Annotated in this window: 19 protein-coding genes and 2 pseudogenes; 1 reads left to right on the top strand and 20 read right to left on the bottom strand. The window is 40.6% G+C overall.

Translation table 11 applies throughout. From position 1 onward, the window contains the following. Positions 1-306: 306 nt before the first annotated feature. The 15 genes and pseudogenes from ACDJ58_RS15210 to ACDJ58_RS15280 all read right to left on the bottom strand — a co-directional run bounded on the left by ACDJ58_RS15210 (position 307) and on the right by ACDJ58_RS15280 (position 14059). Positions 307-1809, bottom strand: a complete 1503-nt coding sequence (locus ACDJ58_RS15210) for an alpha/beta hydrolase family protein (RefSeq protein ID WP_413379287.1) — start codon at positions 1807-1809, stop codon at positions 307-309. Positions 1810-2244: 435 nt separating this feature from the next. Further along, positions 2245-2481, bottom strand: a complete 237-nt coding sequence (locus ACDJ58_RS15215) for a hypothetical protein (RefSeq protein WP_413379289.1) — start codon at positions 2479-2481, stop codon at positions 2245-2247. A gap of 467 nt (positions 2482-2948) precedes the next feature. Next, complete coding sequence (gene trxA / locus ACDJ58_RS15220) at positions 2949-3263, bottom strand: thioredoxin (protein ID WP_413379291.1); 315 nt, start codon at positions 3261-3263, stop codon at positions 2949-2951. Positions 3264-3362: 99 nt separating this feature from the next. Further along, a pseudogene (locus ACDJ58_RS15225) lies at positions 3363-3730 on the bottom strand (transposase); the annotation flags it as partial. Positions 3731-3963: 233 nt separating this feature from the next. Further along, entirely contained in the window at positions 3964-4140 is a 177-nt protein-coding gene (locus ACDJ58_RS15230) for a hypothetical protein (protein WP_413379293.1), read from the bottom strand. 256 nt (positions 4141-4396) lie between these two features. Beyond that, entirely contained in the window at positions 4397-4981 is a 585-nt protein-coding gene (locus ACDJ58_RS15235) for an MFS transporter (protein WP_413379295.1), read from the bottom strand. A 1001-nt stretch (positions 4982-5982) separates the two neighbouring features. Further along, on the bottom strand, positions 5983-6591 hold the full coding sequence (locus tag ACDJ58_RS15240; RefSeq protein WP_413379297.1) for a hypothetical protein: 609 nt from the start codon (positions 6589-6591) through the stop codon (positions 5983-5985). A gap of 418 nt (positions 6592-7009) precedes the next feature. Further along, positions 7010-7522, bottom strand: coding sequence for a cysteine hydrolase family protein (locus tag ACDJ58_RS15245; RefSeq protein WP_413379299.1), 513 nt, complete (start codon positions 7520-7522; stop codon positions 7010-7012). A 547-nt stretch (positions 7523-8069) separates the two neighbouring features. Next, a pseudogene (locus ACDJ58_RS15250) lies at positions 8070-8225 on the bottom strand (multicopper oxidase domain-containing protein); the annotation flags it as partial. Between the two features lie 21 nt (positions 8226-8246). Beyond that, positions 8247-9425: an MFS transporter gene (locus ACDJ58_RS15255; protein ID WP_413379301.1), complete on the bottom strand. Its 1179-nt coding sequence runs from the start codon at positions 9423-9425 to the stop codon at positions 8247-8249. Positions 9426-9608: 183 nt separating this feature from the next. Continuing rightward, positions 9609-10181, bottom strand: coding sequence for a TetR/AcrR family transcriptional regulator (locus ACDJ58_RS15260; protein WP_413379303.1), 573 nt, complete (start codon positions 10179-10181; stop codon positions 9609-9611). Positions 10182-10476: 295 nt separating this feature from the next. Beyond that, positions 10477-10962, bottom strand: a complete 486-nt coding sequence (locus ACDJ58_RS15265) for a hypothetical protein (RefSeq protein WP_413379305.1) — start codon at positions 10960-10962, stop codon at positions 10477-10479. A gap of 247 nt (positions 10963-11209) precedes the next feature. Next, on the bottom strand, positions 11210-11683 hold the full coding sequence (locus ACDJ58_RS15270) for an Imm26 family immunity protein (protein ID WP_413379307.1): 474 nt from the start codon (positions 11681-11683) through the stop codon (positions 11210-11212). A gap of 571 nt (positions 11684-12254) precedes the next feature. After that, the gene (locus tag ACDJ58_RS15275) at positions 12255-13226 is read right to left on the bottom strand and encodes an aldo/keto reductase (protein WP_413379309.1); all 972 of its coding nucleotides are present in this window, start codon (positions 13224-13226) and stop codon (positions 12255-12257) included. A gap of 83 nt (positions 13227-13309) precedes the next feature. Then, complete coding sequence (locus ACDJ58_RS15280) at positions 13310-14059, bottom strand: SDR family oxidoreductase (protein ID WP_413379311.1); 750 nt, start codon at positions 14057-14059, stop codon at positions 13310-13312. 155 nt (positions 14060-14214) lie between these two features. Between ACDJ58_RS15280 and ACDJ58_RS15285 the strand changes: the two genes are divergently transcribed. Beyond that, entirely contained in the window at positions 14215-14685 is a 471-nt protein-coding gene (locus ACDJ58_RS15285) for a MarR family winged helix-turn-helix transcriptional regulator (RefSeq protein WP_413379313.1), read from the top strand. 388 nt (positions 14686-15073) lie between these two features. Here the strand turns inward: ACDJ58_RS15285 and ACDJ58_RS15290 are convergent, their stop codons facing one another. The 5 genes from ACDJ58_RS15290 to ACDJ58_RS15310 form a co-directional block, all read right to left on the bottom strand. Then, on the bottom strand, positions 15074-15373 hold the full coding sequence (locus tag ACDJ58_RS15290; RefSeq protein WP_413379315.1) for an immunity 53 family protein: 300 nt from the start codon (positions 15371-15373) through the stop codon (positions 15074-15076). Between the two features lie 161 nt (positions 15374-15534). After that, on the bottom strand, positions 15535-16650 hold the full coding sequence (locus tag ACDJ58_RS15295) for a protein kinase (RefSeq protein ID WP_413379317.1): 1116 nt from the start codon (positions 16648-16650) through the stop codon (positions 15535-15537). A gap of 154 nt (positions 16651-16804) precedes the next feature. Then, complete coding sequence (locus ACDJ58_RS15300; RefSeq protein WP_413379319.1) at positions 16805-17041, bottom strand: hypothetical protein; 237 nt, start codon at positions 17039-17041, stop codon at positions 16805-16807. A 438-nt stretch (positions 17042-17479) separates the two neighbouring features. Beyond that, complete coding sequence (locus ACDJ58_RS15305) at positions 17480-18982, bottom strand: IMP dehydrogenase (protein WP_413379321.1); 1503 nt, start codon at positions 18980-18982, stop codon at positions 17480-17482. Between the two features lies 1 nt (position 18983). After that, positions 18984-19445 (bottom strand): MarR family winged helix-turn-helix transcriptional regulator, encoded by a 462-nt coding sequence (locus ACDJ58_RS15310; RefSeq protein WP_413379323.1) that lies wholly within the window; start codon positions 19443-19445, stop codon positions 18984-18986. Positions 19446-19470: the final 25 nt, after the last annotated feature.

A 19470-nucleotide genomic window follows, 5' to 3' on the forward strand; every position in this document is an offset into this window, starting at 1 on the left:
TTACCTGTCGAATCAGACGGCGGGGTTTTTACTTTTTCTAATTGGCTTATATATTTGAATCTATACCATTCTGTCCGGATTTCCCATCGAATCAAAGCGTTTAACCAATGCAATTTTAATGGATCATGTGTGTATTCACTTTTATTACCATTGTGAATCTTGCTCCGGATCATGGAAGGCGTACTTCTTCCCCTTTTTCTTATGTCTGTATGGACCCTTGAATTTCATTGAATTATTATCCATATAGTAAATATATAGTTATTTTACAAAGGGGATTAAAACACATTTGGTAGCCTGTTCCGTAATTTATAATAGCGAGGTTATGAACTTCACCTCTGGAAAGCGGCTATCCGGTCCTTTCATTAAGGCTCCGCCTTGATTTTTCAGATACATATCGAAGAAATCCAGCATATAGGCATTGATAACGGAGTTCGCTCTTTCTGGCGCAATCTTTCCTGTAATGCCCAGCATATTGAAAACCGGAGAAATGAACTGTACGTCGGTAAAATTCAAATGCTCTGTATTTTCGATATAGAGGATTTGTCCTCCTTCGTCGAACGTTTCGCGCATCCGTTCAAGCTCCAACTTTTTATCTTCCGTTACTTGATCCATCCACTCTCTTGTTGAGCCCATACGGTTAAGCTCTGCATCTGTGTAGACCCGGTTATTCATCACCATTTTTAATTCTTCGAAATAGCTTTCCGAGTTGATGAACAAAAACGGCTTTCGCAGATCCTCTCTGTCACGAAGACGATAAAGCCCTCCATCCAAGTCTATTCCAACCGTGATTCGCGGATCGTAAGAAGCGTCGTAGGCCGTCGCCCCGCCGATGGAATGACCGAACACCCCGACATGACCGAGATCAATCCTTCCTTTTAGATGACTTGGAATCTGTCCCGATTGGATGAGCTCGAATTGGTCCAGCGCAAACACCACATCGCCGGTTAACACTTTTCCCAACTTGTCGCGATTTTCTCTTCCTGTTCGGTAATCATCGTCGGGCGAGAATAAGTCGTTGGTTGTGCTGGTCGTGATTCGACCGTCCGGAAACTCGGTTGCAAATGTATTGTAGGTGTGGTCGATCACTGCCACGATATATCCGTGACTCGCGAGATTCTCAGCTTGCGACGTATGGAGGAACCTGGAAGAGCTGAAACCGGGGTTCGCAAGGATCAGCGGGTATGAAGTCTGAGCCGAAGAGACTTCTGCCCCCGAATAAGCATGACTGGATACGTACTTCAGGTGTTGAAAAGTAAACCCAGGAAGGCCATAGCTCGCGGCCATATAACGTAAAATTTGGGGATTGGGAATAAAGGAAGTGTACTTGTCGGTAGCAGCTTGAACCGGATACCATACCTGAACCATCAACTCTCTCTTACCACTTCTGGCTTTGGCAAAAATCTCTTCCCTATTTGTATCCACGAGATGAAAAGTTTGCGTTCCTACCTTAAATTCGCCTGTCGGTTCAGGTAGTTTAAATACAGGAAAAGCATACATAAGACCCGCTGTTACGACCAGCGTTGTCGCTATAGCGGTATAAGCTGAACCCAACATGAATCTTGGGATTTTTTTTTGGCCGTTTTTTTTAAAGTAGCTATAACTTAAAATGGCTAAAAAAATGATAGTTATGAAATATGGGAAAAATAGCTGAACTCTGTATCCTTCCACCATCCAATGAATGACCAGTAAAAGTGTGGCGATCCCGCTTGCAACGAATACTGGAATTCTACGCCGTCCTTTTTTTAATAGGAAAGTTAATACAAACAAGCCGATGTTTGACAAAAAAAGCAACAATTCAAACAGCCTCATCTCGATTCTCCTTTTAAAAAATTTCTATTTTCGTTTGTTCCAATATTATCCTGCCAGGCTGGCCTAAGCTATCGATTCAACTTACATCTACCTTACAATTTTGTAATTCTACCTTGCGGTTTTGAAGGACTCGTAAAACTGTGGAATTGATGCATACGAACCGATACATGTTTAGATCACCTTCTAAACGGAAATGACACAATGTAATTGTGCTCAGCTTTGGACATGAACTTAGTTCCTTAAAACAAAAAAAGCCGCTATAATAGCGACTTTGAATGGGATAATGTTCTTGTCCCTCGATATAATAGAAACTAAACAACCGTTCCCTGGTAGAATACCGGGAAACGGTGCAATTTAAAGATCGTTTTATTTATTTTGTCTACTTGACTCCTTGTAAGCGCCTTTTTAACAGATAACGTTGTTGACTAATTTTAGTCAACATATGTCACTCACAATGATATTTCCCCATAAACTTTTTAATGTTTTACCATTAATCTTAAATTCATTTAATAGTTGTTCAACTGATTCATACTTAATTTGCGCTTCTTCATTTTCTTTAATACAGTACCAACCACTTTCATTATAACTGATTAAGAAATGTGTATCATTCAAGATAAATTCTATTTCGTGTCCGAGATTTAAGTCTTCAGTGAATTCATCGTAACTATACATCTTGAGTCACCCTTTACTATCTCCATCGACTTCTAGGAACATTCTTATTCCAATCCCAATCCCAATCATGTGTCTGTGGGACTTTAGGTGTGCTTGGGATTTCTATGTTTCGTATAATCGATGTCTTTTTTAGCATTACCATTTTATCATAAAATTTTCTTTGAGCAAATTTACTATTATTATATATTTTATCCATATAAGAACACGGTTTTTGTTCCTTAGCTAGAAGTTTCTCAGTTTGCTTTCCGGAATATGATATTTTTTTAGCGGTCTCACCAGAACCTCTCTAAAATACCTGTACCTTCGACTGACAGTGTGAAGATCGTTTCCTCAGACGATTGTTTTACACATATGTGCCTCCTAGTGTCTAGTGTTTTTCAAGTCCATTCACTTGCCACACTATTTTTTTTGGAGAAAGCAGATGCTATACTTGCTAAAGCGTTACCTGTCGGCTTTTGTGTGTTGATTTATTCGGAGGCAACAAGCTGCTGCATGGCACCTTTCGGCAATATGCCTATTTCTTTATATAGGGGCTTTCCATCTTTGAATATAATGGTTGCCGGTATGCTCATAATCTGAAATTGTGAAGAGGTTTCCGGATTTTCGTCTATATTAACTTTAACTACTTTAATGGAATCATTTGCTTCCTTTTCAAACTCCTCTAAAACAGGTGCAAACATTCTGCATGGACCACACCAAGGAGCCCAGAAATTCACTACTGTTATACCTTCAGTTTGCACCATCTCTTTAAAAGTAGAATCTTTCGCGTGTTGAATAGCCATCGTGATCATCCTTCCGAATTAAATATAATAAAGATATATTATATCCTTAATTGTACATGAGATTTCAACGGTTTATCTGTTGGAGATTAAGGCTCCGTTTCACTTATTCCAATGTCCGGCATTATGCGTGGCAGTGTCGTTGCAAATAAGGCGAAAAAGAACGCGGAGCCTGCGTTCCAGATTCATCACCAGAAGTTGTAGCGTGATGACCGATTAACTTGTCTTTGCCTGGCGTGCCCGAAGACAGTCAAGCCCGTATTTGCACTTGCCTTCAATCGCATTTCGTTCACCTGCGTCCTGTTTGACGACTTGTTTCTCTTCGCTTATCAGGCCGTTATTCGGCTGGCGTCCCAATGCCGGTCCTGAGACGGATGCCATTCTGCTTGCAAAACTGTCGGTTCTCTCGTGTTCGGTAGGTTGATAGCCGGATAGCACCCCATGCGTTCGCGGTACTTCTCGATCACTTCTTCTATAATCCTTCTCACCTCCTTTCATAGGCCCAGTTTCGATTTCCGTGGGGAACTTTATCTGTGCGTCACGGGGAGCCTATAAGGAATTTCTTGGGGCAGCATTGAGCTCCACCGGCCCCATTGATAATGGCACAATCCCAATCGTCACAATAAAATTCTCCTCCTGCATCGCATTTATTAAACGATATTATAGCTATATAATGTCTATAAATAGCCCAAAATTCGATCGATCAATCCATTCCTTTGAATTGCCCGGCCAGTTCATAATTTTTTTTATTTTTCAGATACTGCTCCATTTGGCGTCCTGCTTCGGGGACAACTTGTTGAATCAAACATTCGCTGCCGTGATCAAGACCGCACTCGAACAACGAAGCGTTTCCTTCGATCGTGTGAATAACGTCCAGCAACGAGATATCTTCCCGATAGCGCATAGTCGGTTGCTTGTGAATATTTCAAAGTGCTCTTCTGTTTGAATTATAGACTTTATGAGTCTATAATAACTTTAATTTGCGTGAAATGCAAGCGCCAGAATCAATTGAATTAACTCCCTTTATGAGGAATCACTTTGTTCGGGATGCGTAAAAATTCGGTTACTCCAGTAAAACTTTAATTCAGTTCTGCTACCTCTCCTAACAAAAGCTGCAAGTGACCCTGTTCGTAGCACTAGCTTGAACTAGTCGTTTTGAGTCGACGGTCAGCTATGGTCAAGATTAGTGCGATGATGCTTACCACGATCATTATGATGGCAATGTGATGGAGGCCGCTATCTGTAATCTTTGTGTGAAAAACAATGCCGATTAATGCCGAGGATGCAATAGAACCAATATATCCGAATGTACGGAGAAAACCTGAAGCTGTACCAATCTGGTCTTCAGAAACCTGCATGTACAACGCTGTTTGGTTGCCGCTAGACATTGTACCCTTCATGATACCGAAAATTAGAGTAATTAACACAATCCAAATCATTGGCGTTCTAGTCTTGAGAAAGAATACCCCAATGGAGTCAACGATAGAGGAACCCGCGACAACAATGAGTGGTCCACGAACCAAATTTCGTTTTGAAATTGGCCCCACTACCAAATCCGAAAGTACGCTCATAGGTAGTATTAAAAGTCCAGCTTCAAGTGCGGACATTCCGCGTGCAGCGCTAATCCATACAGTAACACCATAAAGCACGGTATACAAGGACAAAGTCATCGATGCAAACCATGCATAGGTACCGGTGAGCGCTAGGTTCGAGGCTAGCATACGTATATCGATGAAAGGATTTTTTGCTCGCAACTCCCACCGTAAGCATAACACCCGACACAATGGACAGACCAAGCGCAATCCATATTGGGCGGGTTAAAGAGAACAGGAATATCATGAGCGTGGAGATTGTGGCAGAAAATCCTATGATACCCGTAATATCGATGCGCGATGACAGCTCCCGTACTGTCTTCTTTCCCTCCATATGAGTATCCTTAGGAATCCAAAACATGGTCATGACAAACGTGATGAGTGAAAAGGGATGTTAACGAAAAACGTTGTTCGCCATCCCCACGTATCCACAACCAAGCCGCCAATTGGTCGCTAGATATAGAGCCGTCACTAGTATTGTGGTTTGAGCCACTGAAATCTGTATAGATGCAGCGATCGGCACTAGTGGTGGCAATCATGGAGCTATTGATTGGGTTAAGCGTAGACCCCATATATAGCGGTACCACGAACCGCCAAGAGTAAGGGTTCTCGGTTGGCATGATTCTTTCACTCCTTACTCTGTCGTGATGGTGACAACTATTGCTATTGAAGAAACTACGGCAGTATAAACTTTAAGTTGCTCGAGTTCACTACTTAAGTCAGACTTTAGAATCTTTAAATCATTTACGGAATGCTTAGCTATAATCTTAGTTTTTCTAACTTCCAATTTACTTAGACTGGTTCTCTCTTTAAACCTACACCATTTCCATTTCAGTCCAAATTCTTTTAGTAAATAACTTTTATCGACTTTTTATGGTAATGTGCTTTATCACGCGACATAATTTCCATCACTCAACTGTTTAGATAAAAACATCGGGATGACACAATGTTCTTGTCCTGAGCTTGGGACAACTTGGTTCCTTAAAACCAAAAAGCCGCTATAATAGCGACTTTGAATGGAACATTGTTCTTGTCCCTCGACTATTTATGCAATTTTTTCAACCGGCTTCTTCACTGACGGCAGAGCGGTGTTCATGAATTGTGGAGGCTAACACTTAACATCCTTTTTATTACTTTCCTCCAACATGAAACACACCAATTACAGTTGCACCATCAACATCAAACATCGGAATATCACGACCATCTGGTGATCTACTGTTCTGTATTGCAATGGCTTCCTCGGGTGATTTTGGTAGCTCACCGTCTAAGTCTATTTTTAGCACATATCCTGCAGTGCCATCCTCACCTATAGCACTGATTAATTCAGGTTCCGTTTCTGGAGAAGTAGCATCTGCGCTTGAACCGTATGTCTGTCCATTTTTATTTTTAGGATAGTTTATAATATTAGGGCTAATATGAAAAGAACCAATTATGGTTTTCCCATAAACATCATACAGTGGGACATCACCAGGTTCACCGAGATAATCTTTTTTCAGCAAGTACCCTTTAATGCCATTCACACTTCCTGCATAGATTAAATTAGGTAGCATTTCAACTGAGGTGGCTTCTGCAGCAGAACCGTATGTTTGTCCTTGTTCATTTTCAGGATAGTTAGGAGAATTTGTGTGGCTTTGATCAGTCGTACTTTTAGCATATGTGCTTTGGAATACCGTTACACCTCCTACTACACAAACTATAAAAACCACACCTATCAATATTCTATTGTTTTTAGAATACATCCTCACATTTTAGCTCCTTTCTCACTCTTCACTTTGTAACCGTTCGTCCCGTCCTTTTCACTCCACATACTACACCAAATAATGGAAGCTTCGCAAATCTTCCCGTTGTTCTCGGCTCAGGACAAGAACTTGTACCGATAAAATAAAAAAAGCCGCTAAAATAGCGACTTCCAATGGGCTCTTGTTCTTGTCCCTCGACAGTTCACTCTTTATTGTAAATCACTCTGCACTTGCTGACACAGCTACTACCCATTCAAATACCCTACTAGGTTCCCTAAAGTAATACCGGTGATATACTTGAAAAAGGATAATTCGGTAATTTGACGTTCACCTAAAATTTTCGTGATTAGAAACAAGATAGTTACAGCAGATAAAGTTCGTATTGATAATTCCATCAACGGAGGAGATACTTTTTATCTTAAAACGACATAATGATATTCTGAGTATCGCTTAAAGAAACAAACCAGTCCTGCAAAACAGTATTATGGTGTGAAATGATTTGATCTGCTTTCAAGATGGAAGTATCGGCTGAACTATGACCATCTTTTATTAGAATAACGTCATATCCCATGCTAAATGCTCTTCGGCATGTCGCATCAACACAAATCTCCGTTTGAATTCCCGCGATAACCAGTTGATTAACGCCTAAACGAGTTAAATGTGAATCCAGGTTTGTTTCCTGAAATGAGTCTGGGTAGTTCTTTTCGATCTTCACGTCATCAGCTATCAAGGGTAACGTAGGATGAATAGACCACCCAGGAGATAATTTCGAGGTAGTCGTTCCCGGTTTACCATTATGCTGAGTAAGTATGACTGGAATCTTACTTATGTGTGCCCAAGTAATAAGTTGCTTGATATTCGTTAATAATTTTTCACCGTGGTGAATAAAGAGAGGATTTTCAAACGGTCCGGCTTGTATATCGATGATCAATAAAGCTGGCCTGTAAATTATAACTTTCCCCTCCTCATCCCATCCTGGTTACTTCTTCATTATATTTCTAGAGGTTAGAATTGCCCGCAATCATAATAATATACGTAATTGTTTATGCTAAAGAATTGACAGAGCCCCTGTTTGGATCATCATCAAATTGGTAATTGGAATCGGAAAATGTTCTTTTTCTTTTCGACGCTTACTATCTATCTAATATTAAGTTATCATCCCCTTATTGGGATATTTTGATGCCTCTTTTCGGCCTTTCTGTACTCATCATTTTTATCATTCTAGTATTCTACCAAAAACAATGTACGAACCGCATAATAAAGCGCCATTAGCGGTTCATACATTTCGCTAGTTACACCATATACAAGTTGACAGAATGGCGGCTTCTGCTCTACTCCTCTTACTGGGCAGTATTCCGCTAGGCTATTTTATTCGTACCTGTAGTCACAACGTGCTTTCAGGTGCCGTTGGTGAAGTAGTTGGCTCGGAGATTAATATAGTCTTCGCGTCTTTCGTCAGGAATGTGATCAACTCATGCTTATAGGTCGGGAAGATTCCCGGGCTTGGTTCCCACCCGATATGGCGTCGTAATGCCTTCGTAATTCAACATCATGCTCATGCCCATCGAGGCGTGCTTGAGATTGTGGCAATGCACCATCCAGAGGCCCGGGTTGTTCGCTTCCAGGTACAGCTCGTAAGTCTCGCCCTCCTTCGCTTACTCGCTCTCAAGTACACCTGATGCTGTTTTCTTTCCCATTAATATAGAAATCACTGCAAATACAGTTGCAAGTATGACGACTAAACCACCAACCCAGCCGATCGACGACAAGGTTAACCGCTCTACAACCACTCCGCCCAAAGCTGCACCCAGGGCAACACCAAGGTGGAAGGCGGATGAGTTCAAACTCAGTATAATTTCGGTTGATTTAGGGGCCATCGTTACCAGATAGAACTGTTGTGCAGGAGCAGTTGTCCAAGCTCCAAGCATCCAGAGAGCAAGAATAAACATGGCACCTACAAAAGTAACCGCAGCGAACGGGAGGAAAAACAAGGCAATAACATGGATCAACAGACTGACAATCAGTGTAGGGGCTATTCCCCATTTATCAGCGCCGTATCCTCCAACACGTGCTCCAACAACAGCCATTAAACCCATGCCAAGCAAGACGAGACTAATTGTATTGCTATTGAGGCCAGCATTTTCGCGTAGTAACGGCGCAAGGTATGTGGAAACAACGGAGTAACCGGTAATAAAGAACAAGGAAGCTAATAAACCGCTGATTACTTTGAAATCTTTGAGAATAGCCAATTGCTTGGATAAAGGAATCGTTTCTTGTCCAGACATTTTAGGTATCGCTTTTACAATCGCAATAATAGGAATGATGGTGATAATACCAAGAATTGCGAAGATCCAGCGCCACCCCATATATTCACCGATTAAGGTTCCTAAAGGAAGGCCGACAACGAGCGCAAGACTCGTACCCATCAAAATCGTGGCAATCGCACTTCCTCTTTTCTCTGGAGGAGCAATTTGTGCTGCAATCCCCAATGCCACTACCGCGAATACCCCAGCGCTCACACCCAAAATAGCACGGGATATCATCAATATAATAAAGTTAGGGCTAAGGACAGCAATGACATTACCGATAATAAAGATAAGAAGTGCTATGAACAGCAGCTTTTTCCGATCTATTTTTGAAGTAATCGCGATTAAAATTGGTGTTCCTACCGCGTAGGCTATAGAATACATGGCAACCAATTGGCCAGCCAAGCCAATAGTGACATTTATATCAGCGGCCACCATATCCAGAATACCTGTAATAATTGATTCCGCAGTACCGACCACGGTTGCGCCTAATGCAAGCAAGTAAATAATCCATTTGTAGTTCTTCATGAAAGAATTGATCCCCTTTGTTTGTCTAATCTCTTTTATTATTTGAAAAATATACTTTCTTCTTTTGCATTACTTCTCACCCTATGGGAATCCATACCTTGAAAATTCGATTGCAAAAAATGAAAATCACCTCCTTTAAGTTTATCGAACGATCGATCAATTTATAATAAAAAAAAGAGCTGACTATACTTTAATCGCATCCCAGCTCATTTGAATCATTTTCTCAATGTTTATTGGACTGAACTCATACGCCCCATTTAAATACTCTTTTCCCATTTCAACAAAAGGTAAGCAGGAATATGTGACCAATAGATTCGTTTCCAAATCCTTGAAATAACCTTCTTTAATTCCCCTTTCAAACAAAGGATACATCGGCTTAAACACGCCACCATTGTGATCCTTACATTTTTTACGTATAAAGGGTGAGTCAATAAACTGTTCCATTAACAAGAAGCTGTCCTTATTATTTAAGATATAATTTGAGTAATTACGCAGAATATTCTCAAACCCCACTTTTACGGGTGTACTCTCTGTTACACCATGAAACATGAGCTGGTGCATTTGATCCTTGAGCAGAAAATACAATTTGATCAACATATCCTCTTTGCTTTCAAAATAAAAATAAATGATCGAAGAAGAGATTTTCGCCCTTTTAGCAATTTTTGAGATAGATATTTCAGAAAGGCCACTTTCATTCAGAAGTTCGATCGTAGCCTGATAAATAAGATTCACTTTGTTTTCGGATTTAGTTTTCATACTCGAAATATAATCGAACGATCGATCAATGTCAATAAACGATTTGACTTTTGCATTCGCATTGTAACTGATATGAAGTAAGACGTTGCTTTAATACAAGGTACATCTAACGAAAGACGATGGTTAGCAGCAAGTACATCCGATGTGACGCTTACAGTATTAGATGCAGGCAACGGGGACGATGATGAAGCAGAGTAAGTTGTTCTTGTCCTCAGCTCGAACAAGAATATGATCCGGCATAACTCTAAAAAGCCATCTCGATATTATTTGTTTTCTCCCTAACCTTGTGTGTCCGCTAAATCGTTATCCATAAAATAGAAATATGCTTCTCGATCTCCTGATTTTCTTCGCTCATCTCCAGAAAGAACGGGTCTTCCATGATTTCATCATTCATAATACCTTCTCGCCAGAAGCTTAGCTCAAGGTCTTGAATCGCAAAGGAAAAACCTGTCCTCGGATCATCATCTCCGACCATTGAGTACTCTTGCCTAAGCGAGTGGATTAAATCCTCTACCTTCGTCGTGAAGACGTCCACACCTTGATATAAGCAGGGAATATAGAATTGCCCCGAGTAACGCGGATTAATCAGTTGAATGAACTTCACCCGCGCATTGGAATCGTATTCGAAATGTTCGCGCATAAACAGCATCTCGATGTAGCTCGGATTCACGGATATACCATCATCAGCTCTCCAATGGTTTAGATTTTCAAAAATCTGCTCCACCTCTTCCCTGCTCATCCCCAGCCGAAAAGGACCGATGCCGACAAACGGCGTTATCATGATTGTGTCCACCTGCAAACTCCTTTCAAACACAATTCTCTCGTTTAGTATACAGAATCCAGCTATCATAGGCATGCTAACCTGCCCGTTAGCTAAATAAATTAACGGACGAAGATCGATTAGATACATGCCGAATCGGTAATAGGAACATGTTTTTGCCCATCAATATTCACTTCTCGTCCCTTGATATCTAGATAAAAAAAACCTTGAGGGTAATGGGCCCTTCAAGGTTACATTGAACATAAACCTAATTTGTATAAATTAACTCATTATAATACGGGTCCCATTCTCCAGTTACAAACCTAGCATTGACTGCTTTTTCTAGACTAACAGGTGACCAAGACTCCAGTTTGGGGACTTCTTCAATCTCCGAAGCACTGGGATCTTCATTCACAACATCACCCTTATGATCTACCAACATGTATCCATCTTCAGTTTCCACTTTGTACAACGGAAATGTCATGCTTGGTATTGGCCCATTTCCAATCACATTCCAGATACCATCTTCAATCCTAGTGTTTACAGTCTGTATTAAGAAAATGATGGGTTTCGAGGTGATTTCACTGACCGTTAGGTGTTCCATGGATACCAAATCATATACAATCATACAATCTGATATTCTTCCTTCAGAAACAACTTGTCCGTAACAATAACGGTCCTGATTAAGTCTTATCGCGAAGACATCTCCTAACTTCACTTTAACCCTTTTCTTTTCTGCCATTATTAGCCTCCCTTACTATAGCGGCTTTTTAACAGAAAACGTTGTTGGCTGATTTCAATCAAAATATGCCACTCACAATGATATTTCCCCATAAACTTTTTAATGTTTTACCATTAATCTTAAATTCATTTAATAATTGTTCAACTGATTCATACTTAATTTGCGATTCTTTATTTTCTTTAATACAGTACCAACCACTTTCATTATAACTGATTAAGAAATGAGTATCATTCAAGATAAATTCTATTTCGTGTCCAAGATGTAATGATAGGGAATGAAATATAATTTCATTGCTTGAAAGTGTACTGCCAACCGATAACTACTCCTTGCTGTTTGAGTTAACGTTTCCCGTAAGCTTAAACCATATTTTCCAGATATCTGTTGAATAAAGCTAATGAGTATTCCTTTTGAGAGATCAAATTTTCTGTAATCTGTTTAATTACTTCTTTATCACGTAGCTCCAGTAAATCTGGAATCAACAGATCCTTAGGTGCTATCCATTTCGAATCAATGATCTCAGTTGTATAATCCCCTTCACTGACTGTTATACTTGTTTGATTTCGAATATCAATTATACTAATGGATGTGGTATATAAAGTTCTTCTAAACTGGTAATTTCTTCAGGCGTTAATTTAACCGATAACGCTGAAACCGCATCTTCGAGATGGCTGATTTTGGTCGAACCGATTATTGGTGCTGTGACCTCTTCCTTTTGCAGCAACCATGCAAGAGCAACTTGTGCGCGCGGAATCCCTCGGTTAGCGGCAACTTCCGCTACTCTTTCTGCAACTTTGCGATCAGCTTCTTCCGTTTTAATAAACAACGTTTTTGCTATTTGGTCATTCTCGGATCGCGAGGTCTGTTCATTCCAATCCCGGGTTAACCGGCCTGCCGCCAGAGGCAGGTAAGGAGTGATGCCAACCCCCTCATCTTTGCAAAGGGGGAGCATTTCTCTTTCTTCTTCCCGATAAAGCAAGTTAAGTCTATTTTCCATGGAAACGAAACGTGTCCAGCCATTGCGCTCCGCGACATGCTGCGCTTTCGCAAATTGCCATGCCAACATGGAGGATGCTCCGATATATCTAACCTTTCCCGCCTTAACTAAATCGTGAAGAGCCTCCATTGTCTCCTCGATTGGTGTATTAGGATCCCAACGATGGATCTGGTACAAATCGACGTAGTCCGTTCCAAGCCGTTTTAGACTGTTATCAATTTCGGTCATGATGGCTTTACGGGAAAGTCCCATTGCATTCGGACCTTTGCGCATCGGAACAAATACCTTTGTAGCAATGACGGTTTCATCACGACGGGCGAAATCCTTTAATGCACGTCCAAGAAATTCTTCACTTGTTCCGTCCGAATACATATTAGCAGTACTAAAAAAATTAATGCCCATTTCGATTGCTTCTTTAATGATCGCTCTGCTGTCCTCTTCATCCAATGACCATGGGGTATTGCCGCGTTCAGGTACGCCGAAGCTCATGGTTCCAAGACTTAACTTCGAAACATCCAAACCGCTTTGTCCCAGTTTCACATATTCCATTTAATAACACACTCCTTATATTTGTAGGCGTTACGCCTTATATTGTCCGTGGATCTTCTGGTGAGTCAGTACTAGAGATTAAATCACCAAGGGAGCTGGCGTTTCTCATTTGAGAACGTTCCCGTCGGCCCGTCTTCGCCGAGCATAGCAAGGCGTACAGGATGACGAGCAGCCTGTTGTACGGTGCCCGTGCCCTCGAAATTGTTAAGATCCGTTGCGATGAAGCCCGGGCATACAGCATTGACCTTAATTCCTGTGGACTCAAGTTCGATTGCGAAAGCAAGTGTAATCGCATTGAGAGCGGTTTTCGACGGACTATAAACGGCACCGAACATTACGCGATGCGAATTGGCAGGATCTGCGTTTAACGTCAACGAACTCGAGCCGCTTGATACGTTAACAATACGTGCCACTGCTACTTCATGCAGAAGCGGCAGCATCGCTTGCGTGACAGCAATTACGCCGAACACGTTCGTTTCGAAAACTGTGCGTATCTCGTCGAGAGACGCGACGCTTGGGCGGCCGGACCTTCCAACTTCCTCCAGCGGCCTACCTGGCAGACCTGCGTGTGATATGCCCGCGTTGTTAACAAGCACGTCAAGACGGCCGAGTTCGCTGCGAATTCGTGCTGCAGCAGCTGAGATGGAATCCTGATTCGTGACGTCGAGCTGTATAGCACGAGCATCTTCACCGATACTTTTTGCTGCTGCCTCCCCTTTTTCGAGATTGCGCGAGCCGATGAGTACCGTAAAGCCTTGTGACGCGAGATCTTTCGCTATTTGAAGCCCGATTCCTTTGTTAGCCCCAGTGACCAAGGCGACAGGTTTATGCATTTTTTACTCCTTCCTTTACATCTTTTGCAGACCTTTATAATTTTCACAGGTTGACATATCAACCTAAAGACAACATCCCTCTGGTTGATGCGTCAACTTGCAAAACAAACTGTAACACCTTGTGGTTGATGTGTCAACCATGGTATTATATTCGCATGGATATTAATGAACTAAACGAAGACGAAATGCGACTATGGAATACGTGGAAAGGCTCCTTTAAACGAGTCTTCGGTCGCGTTGTAAAAGAAATGTCTGAATATACAGGACTATCAGAGGGTGATTTTGGAGTATTAGATCGTTTAGTCCAATTTGGGGATGGTAAACTTCGCCAACAGGAATTAGCTGACTCGATGGACTGGGATAAGAGCCGACTATCTCATCATCTAACGCGTATGGAAAAACGAGGTCTAGTTCTGAGGAAACCACTAGACACAGATCGCGGTGTGCAAGTCATTATTACTTCCGTCGGAAAGTCAGCCTTGGATGAAGCCCTTCCCATAGTCTCAAAGGCAATACGCAAGTATTTTCTAGATCTATTAACTGATCAAGACATTAAGTCAATAACTGAACTGGCGGAACGAACCAAAAAAAGTGACATATCGCCTAGTAACGACTCATCACCTTGATCGCTGTTTTGGATGGCATGTACAACATATAAGTACTGCAATTGACAAGTAACGGGCCTCTCTCGCTGAAAATAGCGGAGGGGTCAGTTTAATTTTTCCAGTAGAAGCCGTATGGTTGTAATGCAGCCGAAACTTTATTAAATAATCATCAAATCAGTAATCGAACACGTTCGTATCCTTTACGGAAATAAATCGGTACAAGTTCTTGTCCTCGATTCGGGACACAAATTTGTAGCGATAAAATAAAAAAAGCCGCTAAAAAAGCGACTTTCAATGGAACTTGTCTTGTTCCTTGACATTAAAGTTATTGTTTTTTTTATTATGGCACTAGTGTCCTAAAACAAGATTAGGGCAGCTCGATAGAACACATCGATAACTTCCGTAATTATCATCTTTTTATGCTTGAAGCCCAATTTTTAAAGTGAATTAGTATCTCTTCTAGATTCGTTGCTCCGCCTGCACCATGAAATACTCCATCCCTCACATTACAGTAGAACCAATCTTCATCACTTCTCTCTTCTTCTATCGAATCAAATGGCGTATGCTCTAAATAAGTTTCAGCCAAGTTGATTTCAACAGACCAACCGGGGTTATCCACTGTATCAATTTTCACACCATATGAATGTTCCCAATTCCCATTACAGTTTTCATAATACCAGTTCTGAAGCCATTTTAATGTATTCATCATCTCTACCTCTTCTTGGAATTCCGTCTGGTCTAGTTGGTCTAACTCCCTGTTTTGTTATTTTATTGATATGACCTTTTCCTATTCCATCAAAACGTTGTACATTTTCAAATCTACTTCTAGGAGCTAACAAGACCTAAACATAACTATAAGATTCTAAAGTACTAAACAAGCTTCGCATCTGAGTAAAATGGATCGAACCCCGTTTTTGTACAGATCCGTTCAATCTCCTCAACTGGAAAAATCGTAGTTCTGCTCATCGAAACGAGATTGGTGTAGAAATCATTCATCACTACGGCTATTGGAGCGTACCGCATGATAATCTTTGCTGCTGAATCCATCATCTCTGGCAACTCGTCGCGCTCAGTACAACGGCGTATGTAGTCTATACGTTCAGTTCGGTTTACCATGCCAACCAATGCCGTTACAAGCCAGTTCACTAACGTTGTTACCACATAACACCCATCATGAGTCTTGTTCGCTTCAAGAAAATTCAATTCGGAATCGGACAGTTCAAACCGAGAAGACGTCGCAAGACCAAAGTCCGAAATATAAACACGGTTTCCGTCGGTTAAAACATTCTTAAAATGAAGATCGAAATGATGTAACTTGTTTGCATTCATAAAGGAGACAGCGGATCGCAGATTCAAATCCACCATGGATAGTTCTGAAGCGGCTTTACTCTCACCAATAGCAATCTGTTCGGAAAGCCAGTCGTGCAGGTTGTAGGGAATGTACTCACAGAACAGTACAACACTGTACTCGGATTGTTCAAGTGCCTCAATACGGTCACGCATTTTTGAAGTATCCCAAAACTCAACCATACGGGAAACATCGCTCAGTTCATCAGAGATTGGAGTTCGTCGTTCTGGACTTTTTAGCACCCGCCAGTGGTACATTAACGGAAAACTCGCACAGTGATTTGCCAGCACCCAGTTGGTGGTCATGGTATGTGCTGCAACCTCGCGCCACACACTAAAACCTGGAGAACCTATGCCATACTGGCAATATGGAGGAAGTTTGAACACGTTTTCCGTGGACATGGTATTTTCAGTGAGCCTTTCTTTTTCCGTAAGTGGTATTATTTTCACGAAGATGGGCGTTTCCTCAATCTGCATCAAAGCCGTTGCACCACCAATGCCAGCATCAAGACCCGTAGCATCTTCTACTCGTTCTCGAAGCTGTTCATCACTGAGCAATGTTACGGCAGTGGACACGATAGCATAGCGGGTAAGGCGAATGTCATGAGACACATAAGACTCCTTCGGTGATGATTTCATAGGGGGTATTCTCCTTTTTTCCCAGATCGGATGGCGCGAAGTATGTACATTTTGTACATTGGCATAAAGTTCCCTACTACCTCCCTGAAAGACAGGAAAGATATATCCACTCTTAAATACGGCCGAAAGAACAGCTCTTTACATAAGGTACTCCCTAACTTTCTCTGATCATAGCATATTCAACGACGTTCCATTGCCCTTGCTGGTAAGCAAGTTTCATGTCTAAAGAGATTGATCCCTCGTTTGCACGATACTTACTAACCTCAATAGTCATCTCATCTGGGTTGATCGATTGCTTCTGCTTTTCAATGGTTAGAAGAATGCCTTTAAGCATCATTTTCCCCTGCTCATATAACTTTTGCTCTATTAATTGTTCATAGAGCTGTATCATTTGAAATCAATTCATCCAACGCTACGCGATAAGGTCCAGTAAGATCCTCCTGTGAACCTGAACTAGTCAAACTGCTGGAGCAAGCTGATGTTAGAATAATCAGTATAATGTTGAGAATAAAATACAAATATTTTACTTTTATTATAATCCTCCCCCTTCAAAATACTTACTTAAATGAACGCAATACAACTATATAATGTTGCCAAATAACGAAACAATGCTCTTGTCCCGTGACACGAAATGGTTGGGGTTCTGGATTAACTACTCTTCTACGGTCTCTCGAGTCCCCCCAAATAAAAAATAAAGTGTCGAGAAAGTCCCTAAGACTTTCTCGACACTTTAGAGAACTGTGATCACAGTTCTCTAACATATATAAGCTACATCTCATTTATATAAAAATCTAATTTATTCAGTGAACGATTCGCTAACAATGATGTGTTACAATATCTGACGACTATCTTTAAGTAGAACATCGTGTGCACTACCCTCAACAATACTTGTAGAAGAAACTAAGGTTATCTTAGCATTTTTTTGTAGTTCAGAAATTGTCAGGTAACCACAATTACACATTGTTGAACGTACAATGCTTAAAGAAAGTCCAACATTATCTTCTAAACTTCCTGCATATGGAACAAACGAATCAACTCCTTCTTCAAAAGAAAGTTTTTCGTCACCGCCTAAGTCATATCTTTGCCAATTTTTTGCCCTTGTACTTCCCTCTCCCCAATACTCCTTCATATAATTACCGTTTATATTCACTTTTTTAGTGGGGCTTTCATCAAATCGGGCAAAATATCTTCCTAACATTAGAAAATCTGCTCCCATCGCTAGTGCCAATGTAATGTGATAATCGTGTACAGTACCTCCATCAGAACAAATTGGTACATAGATTCCTGTCTCATTAAAATATTCATCACGAGCCTTCGCTACCTCAATTAATGCGGTAGCTTGACCTCTCCCTATGCCTTTTTGTTCTCGTGTAATACAAATTGCACCGCCGCCAATTCCTACTTTTACAAAATCGGCACCAGCTTCTGCAAGGAAACGGAAACCTTCTTTATCAACTATATTTCCTGCCCCAATTTTTACGGTATCACCATAATTCTTCCGAACGTATTCAAGAACAATCTTTTGCCATTCTGTAAATCCTTCGGAACTGTCAATACAAAGAACATCTACTCCAGCTTGAAGTAATGCTGGAATTCGTTCAGCATAATCTCTAGTATTAATACCTGCACCAACCATATATCTTTTGGATTCATCAATCAACTCATTCTCATTTTTCTTATTAGTATTGTAATCTTTTCGAAATACCATAGAAATCAATCTTTGTTCATCCTCAATGATTGGAAGACAATTTAATTTGTGCTCCCATATAATATTATTCGCTTCTTTTAATGTGGTATCTTTATTACCACAGATTAATTCTTCGAACGGTGTCATAAAATCTTTAACTTTAGTGTCTAAAGTCATCCGACTAACTCGATAATCTCTGCTAGTTACAATGCCTACTAATTCACCTCTAGAACTTCCATCAATTGTTACTGCTATAGTCGAATGATTTGTTTTCTTCTTTAACATTAACAGTTCGTCTAAAGTAGCTTCAGGAGATATATTTGAATCACTAACAACAAATCCAGCTCTATAACTTTTAACACGAGCAACCATTTGTGCCTGACTTTCAATAGATTGTGATCCGTAAATAAAAGAAAGTCCACCTTCTTTTGCTAAATATATTGCCATTGTATCATCAGAAACAGACTGCATAATTGCTGATGCCATAGGAATTTTCAAAGACATAGGAGGTTTATTTCCCTTTTTAAATTTCACTAAGGGTGTTTGTAAGCTAACATTTGCCGGTATACACTCTACAGATGAGTAACCTGGTATTAGTAAATACTCACCAAAGGTGCGCGATACTTCATTCAGATAAACTGCCATATTATTTTCCCCCTTGTTCTTGAGCTGTTTTTTCCATAAGTTTATATAGACCTTGATACAATCCCATAAGCATCTCATCATCGAAGTCAGTAAATAACTCCTCTATATACTGTTCTTCCTCCTTACCTCTTTCCAAGTAATACTTTTTACCCTTAGATGTTAAAGCAACACGTAAACTCCTTCTATCAGTTTCATCTTTTCCTACTGTAGCAAAACCTCTTTTCTCAAGAATATCTATGATTTTTTTCACATTCTGACTCGAAGTACCGACAATTTGAGCAATATCTTTTAGGTTAAGAAAGTAATCCTCATAAAGAGAAATATTCCACAACACAAAAGCTTGTTTTAATGAAAGATCCTTATATCTTCTATCACCTAAAAGTTGCAAACGGTTAGACAATGTGAAAATTGATCCATAAACATAGGCTTTAGGTGTGATTTTTTTTTCGATTGGAAATTCCAATATTTCCACCTCCAAAATAGGTAAC

The sequence above is a fragment of the Paenibacillus taichungensis genome (genome assembly GCF_047302525.1).
Lineage (GTDB): Bacteria > Bacillota > Bacilli > Paenibacillales > Paenibacillaceae > Paenibacillus > Paenibacillus taichungensis_B.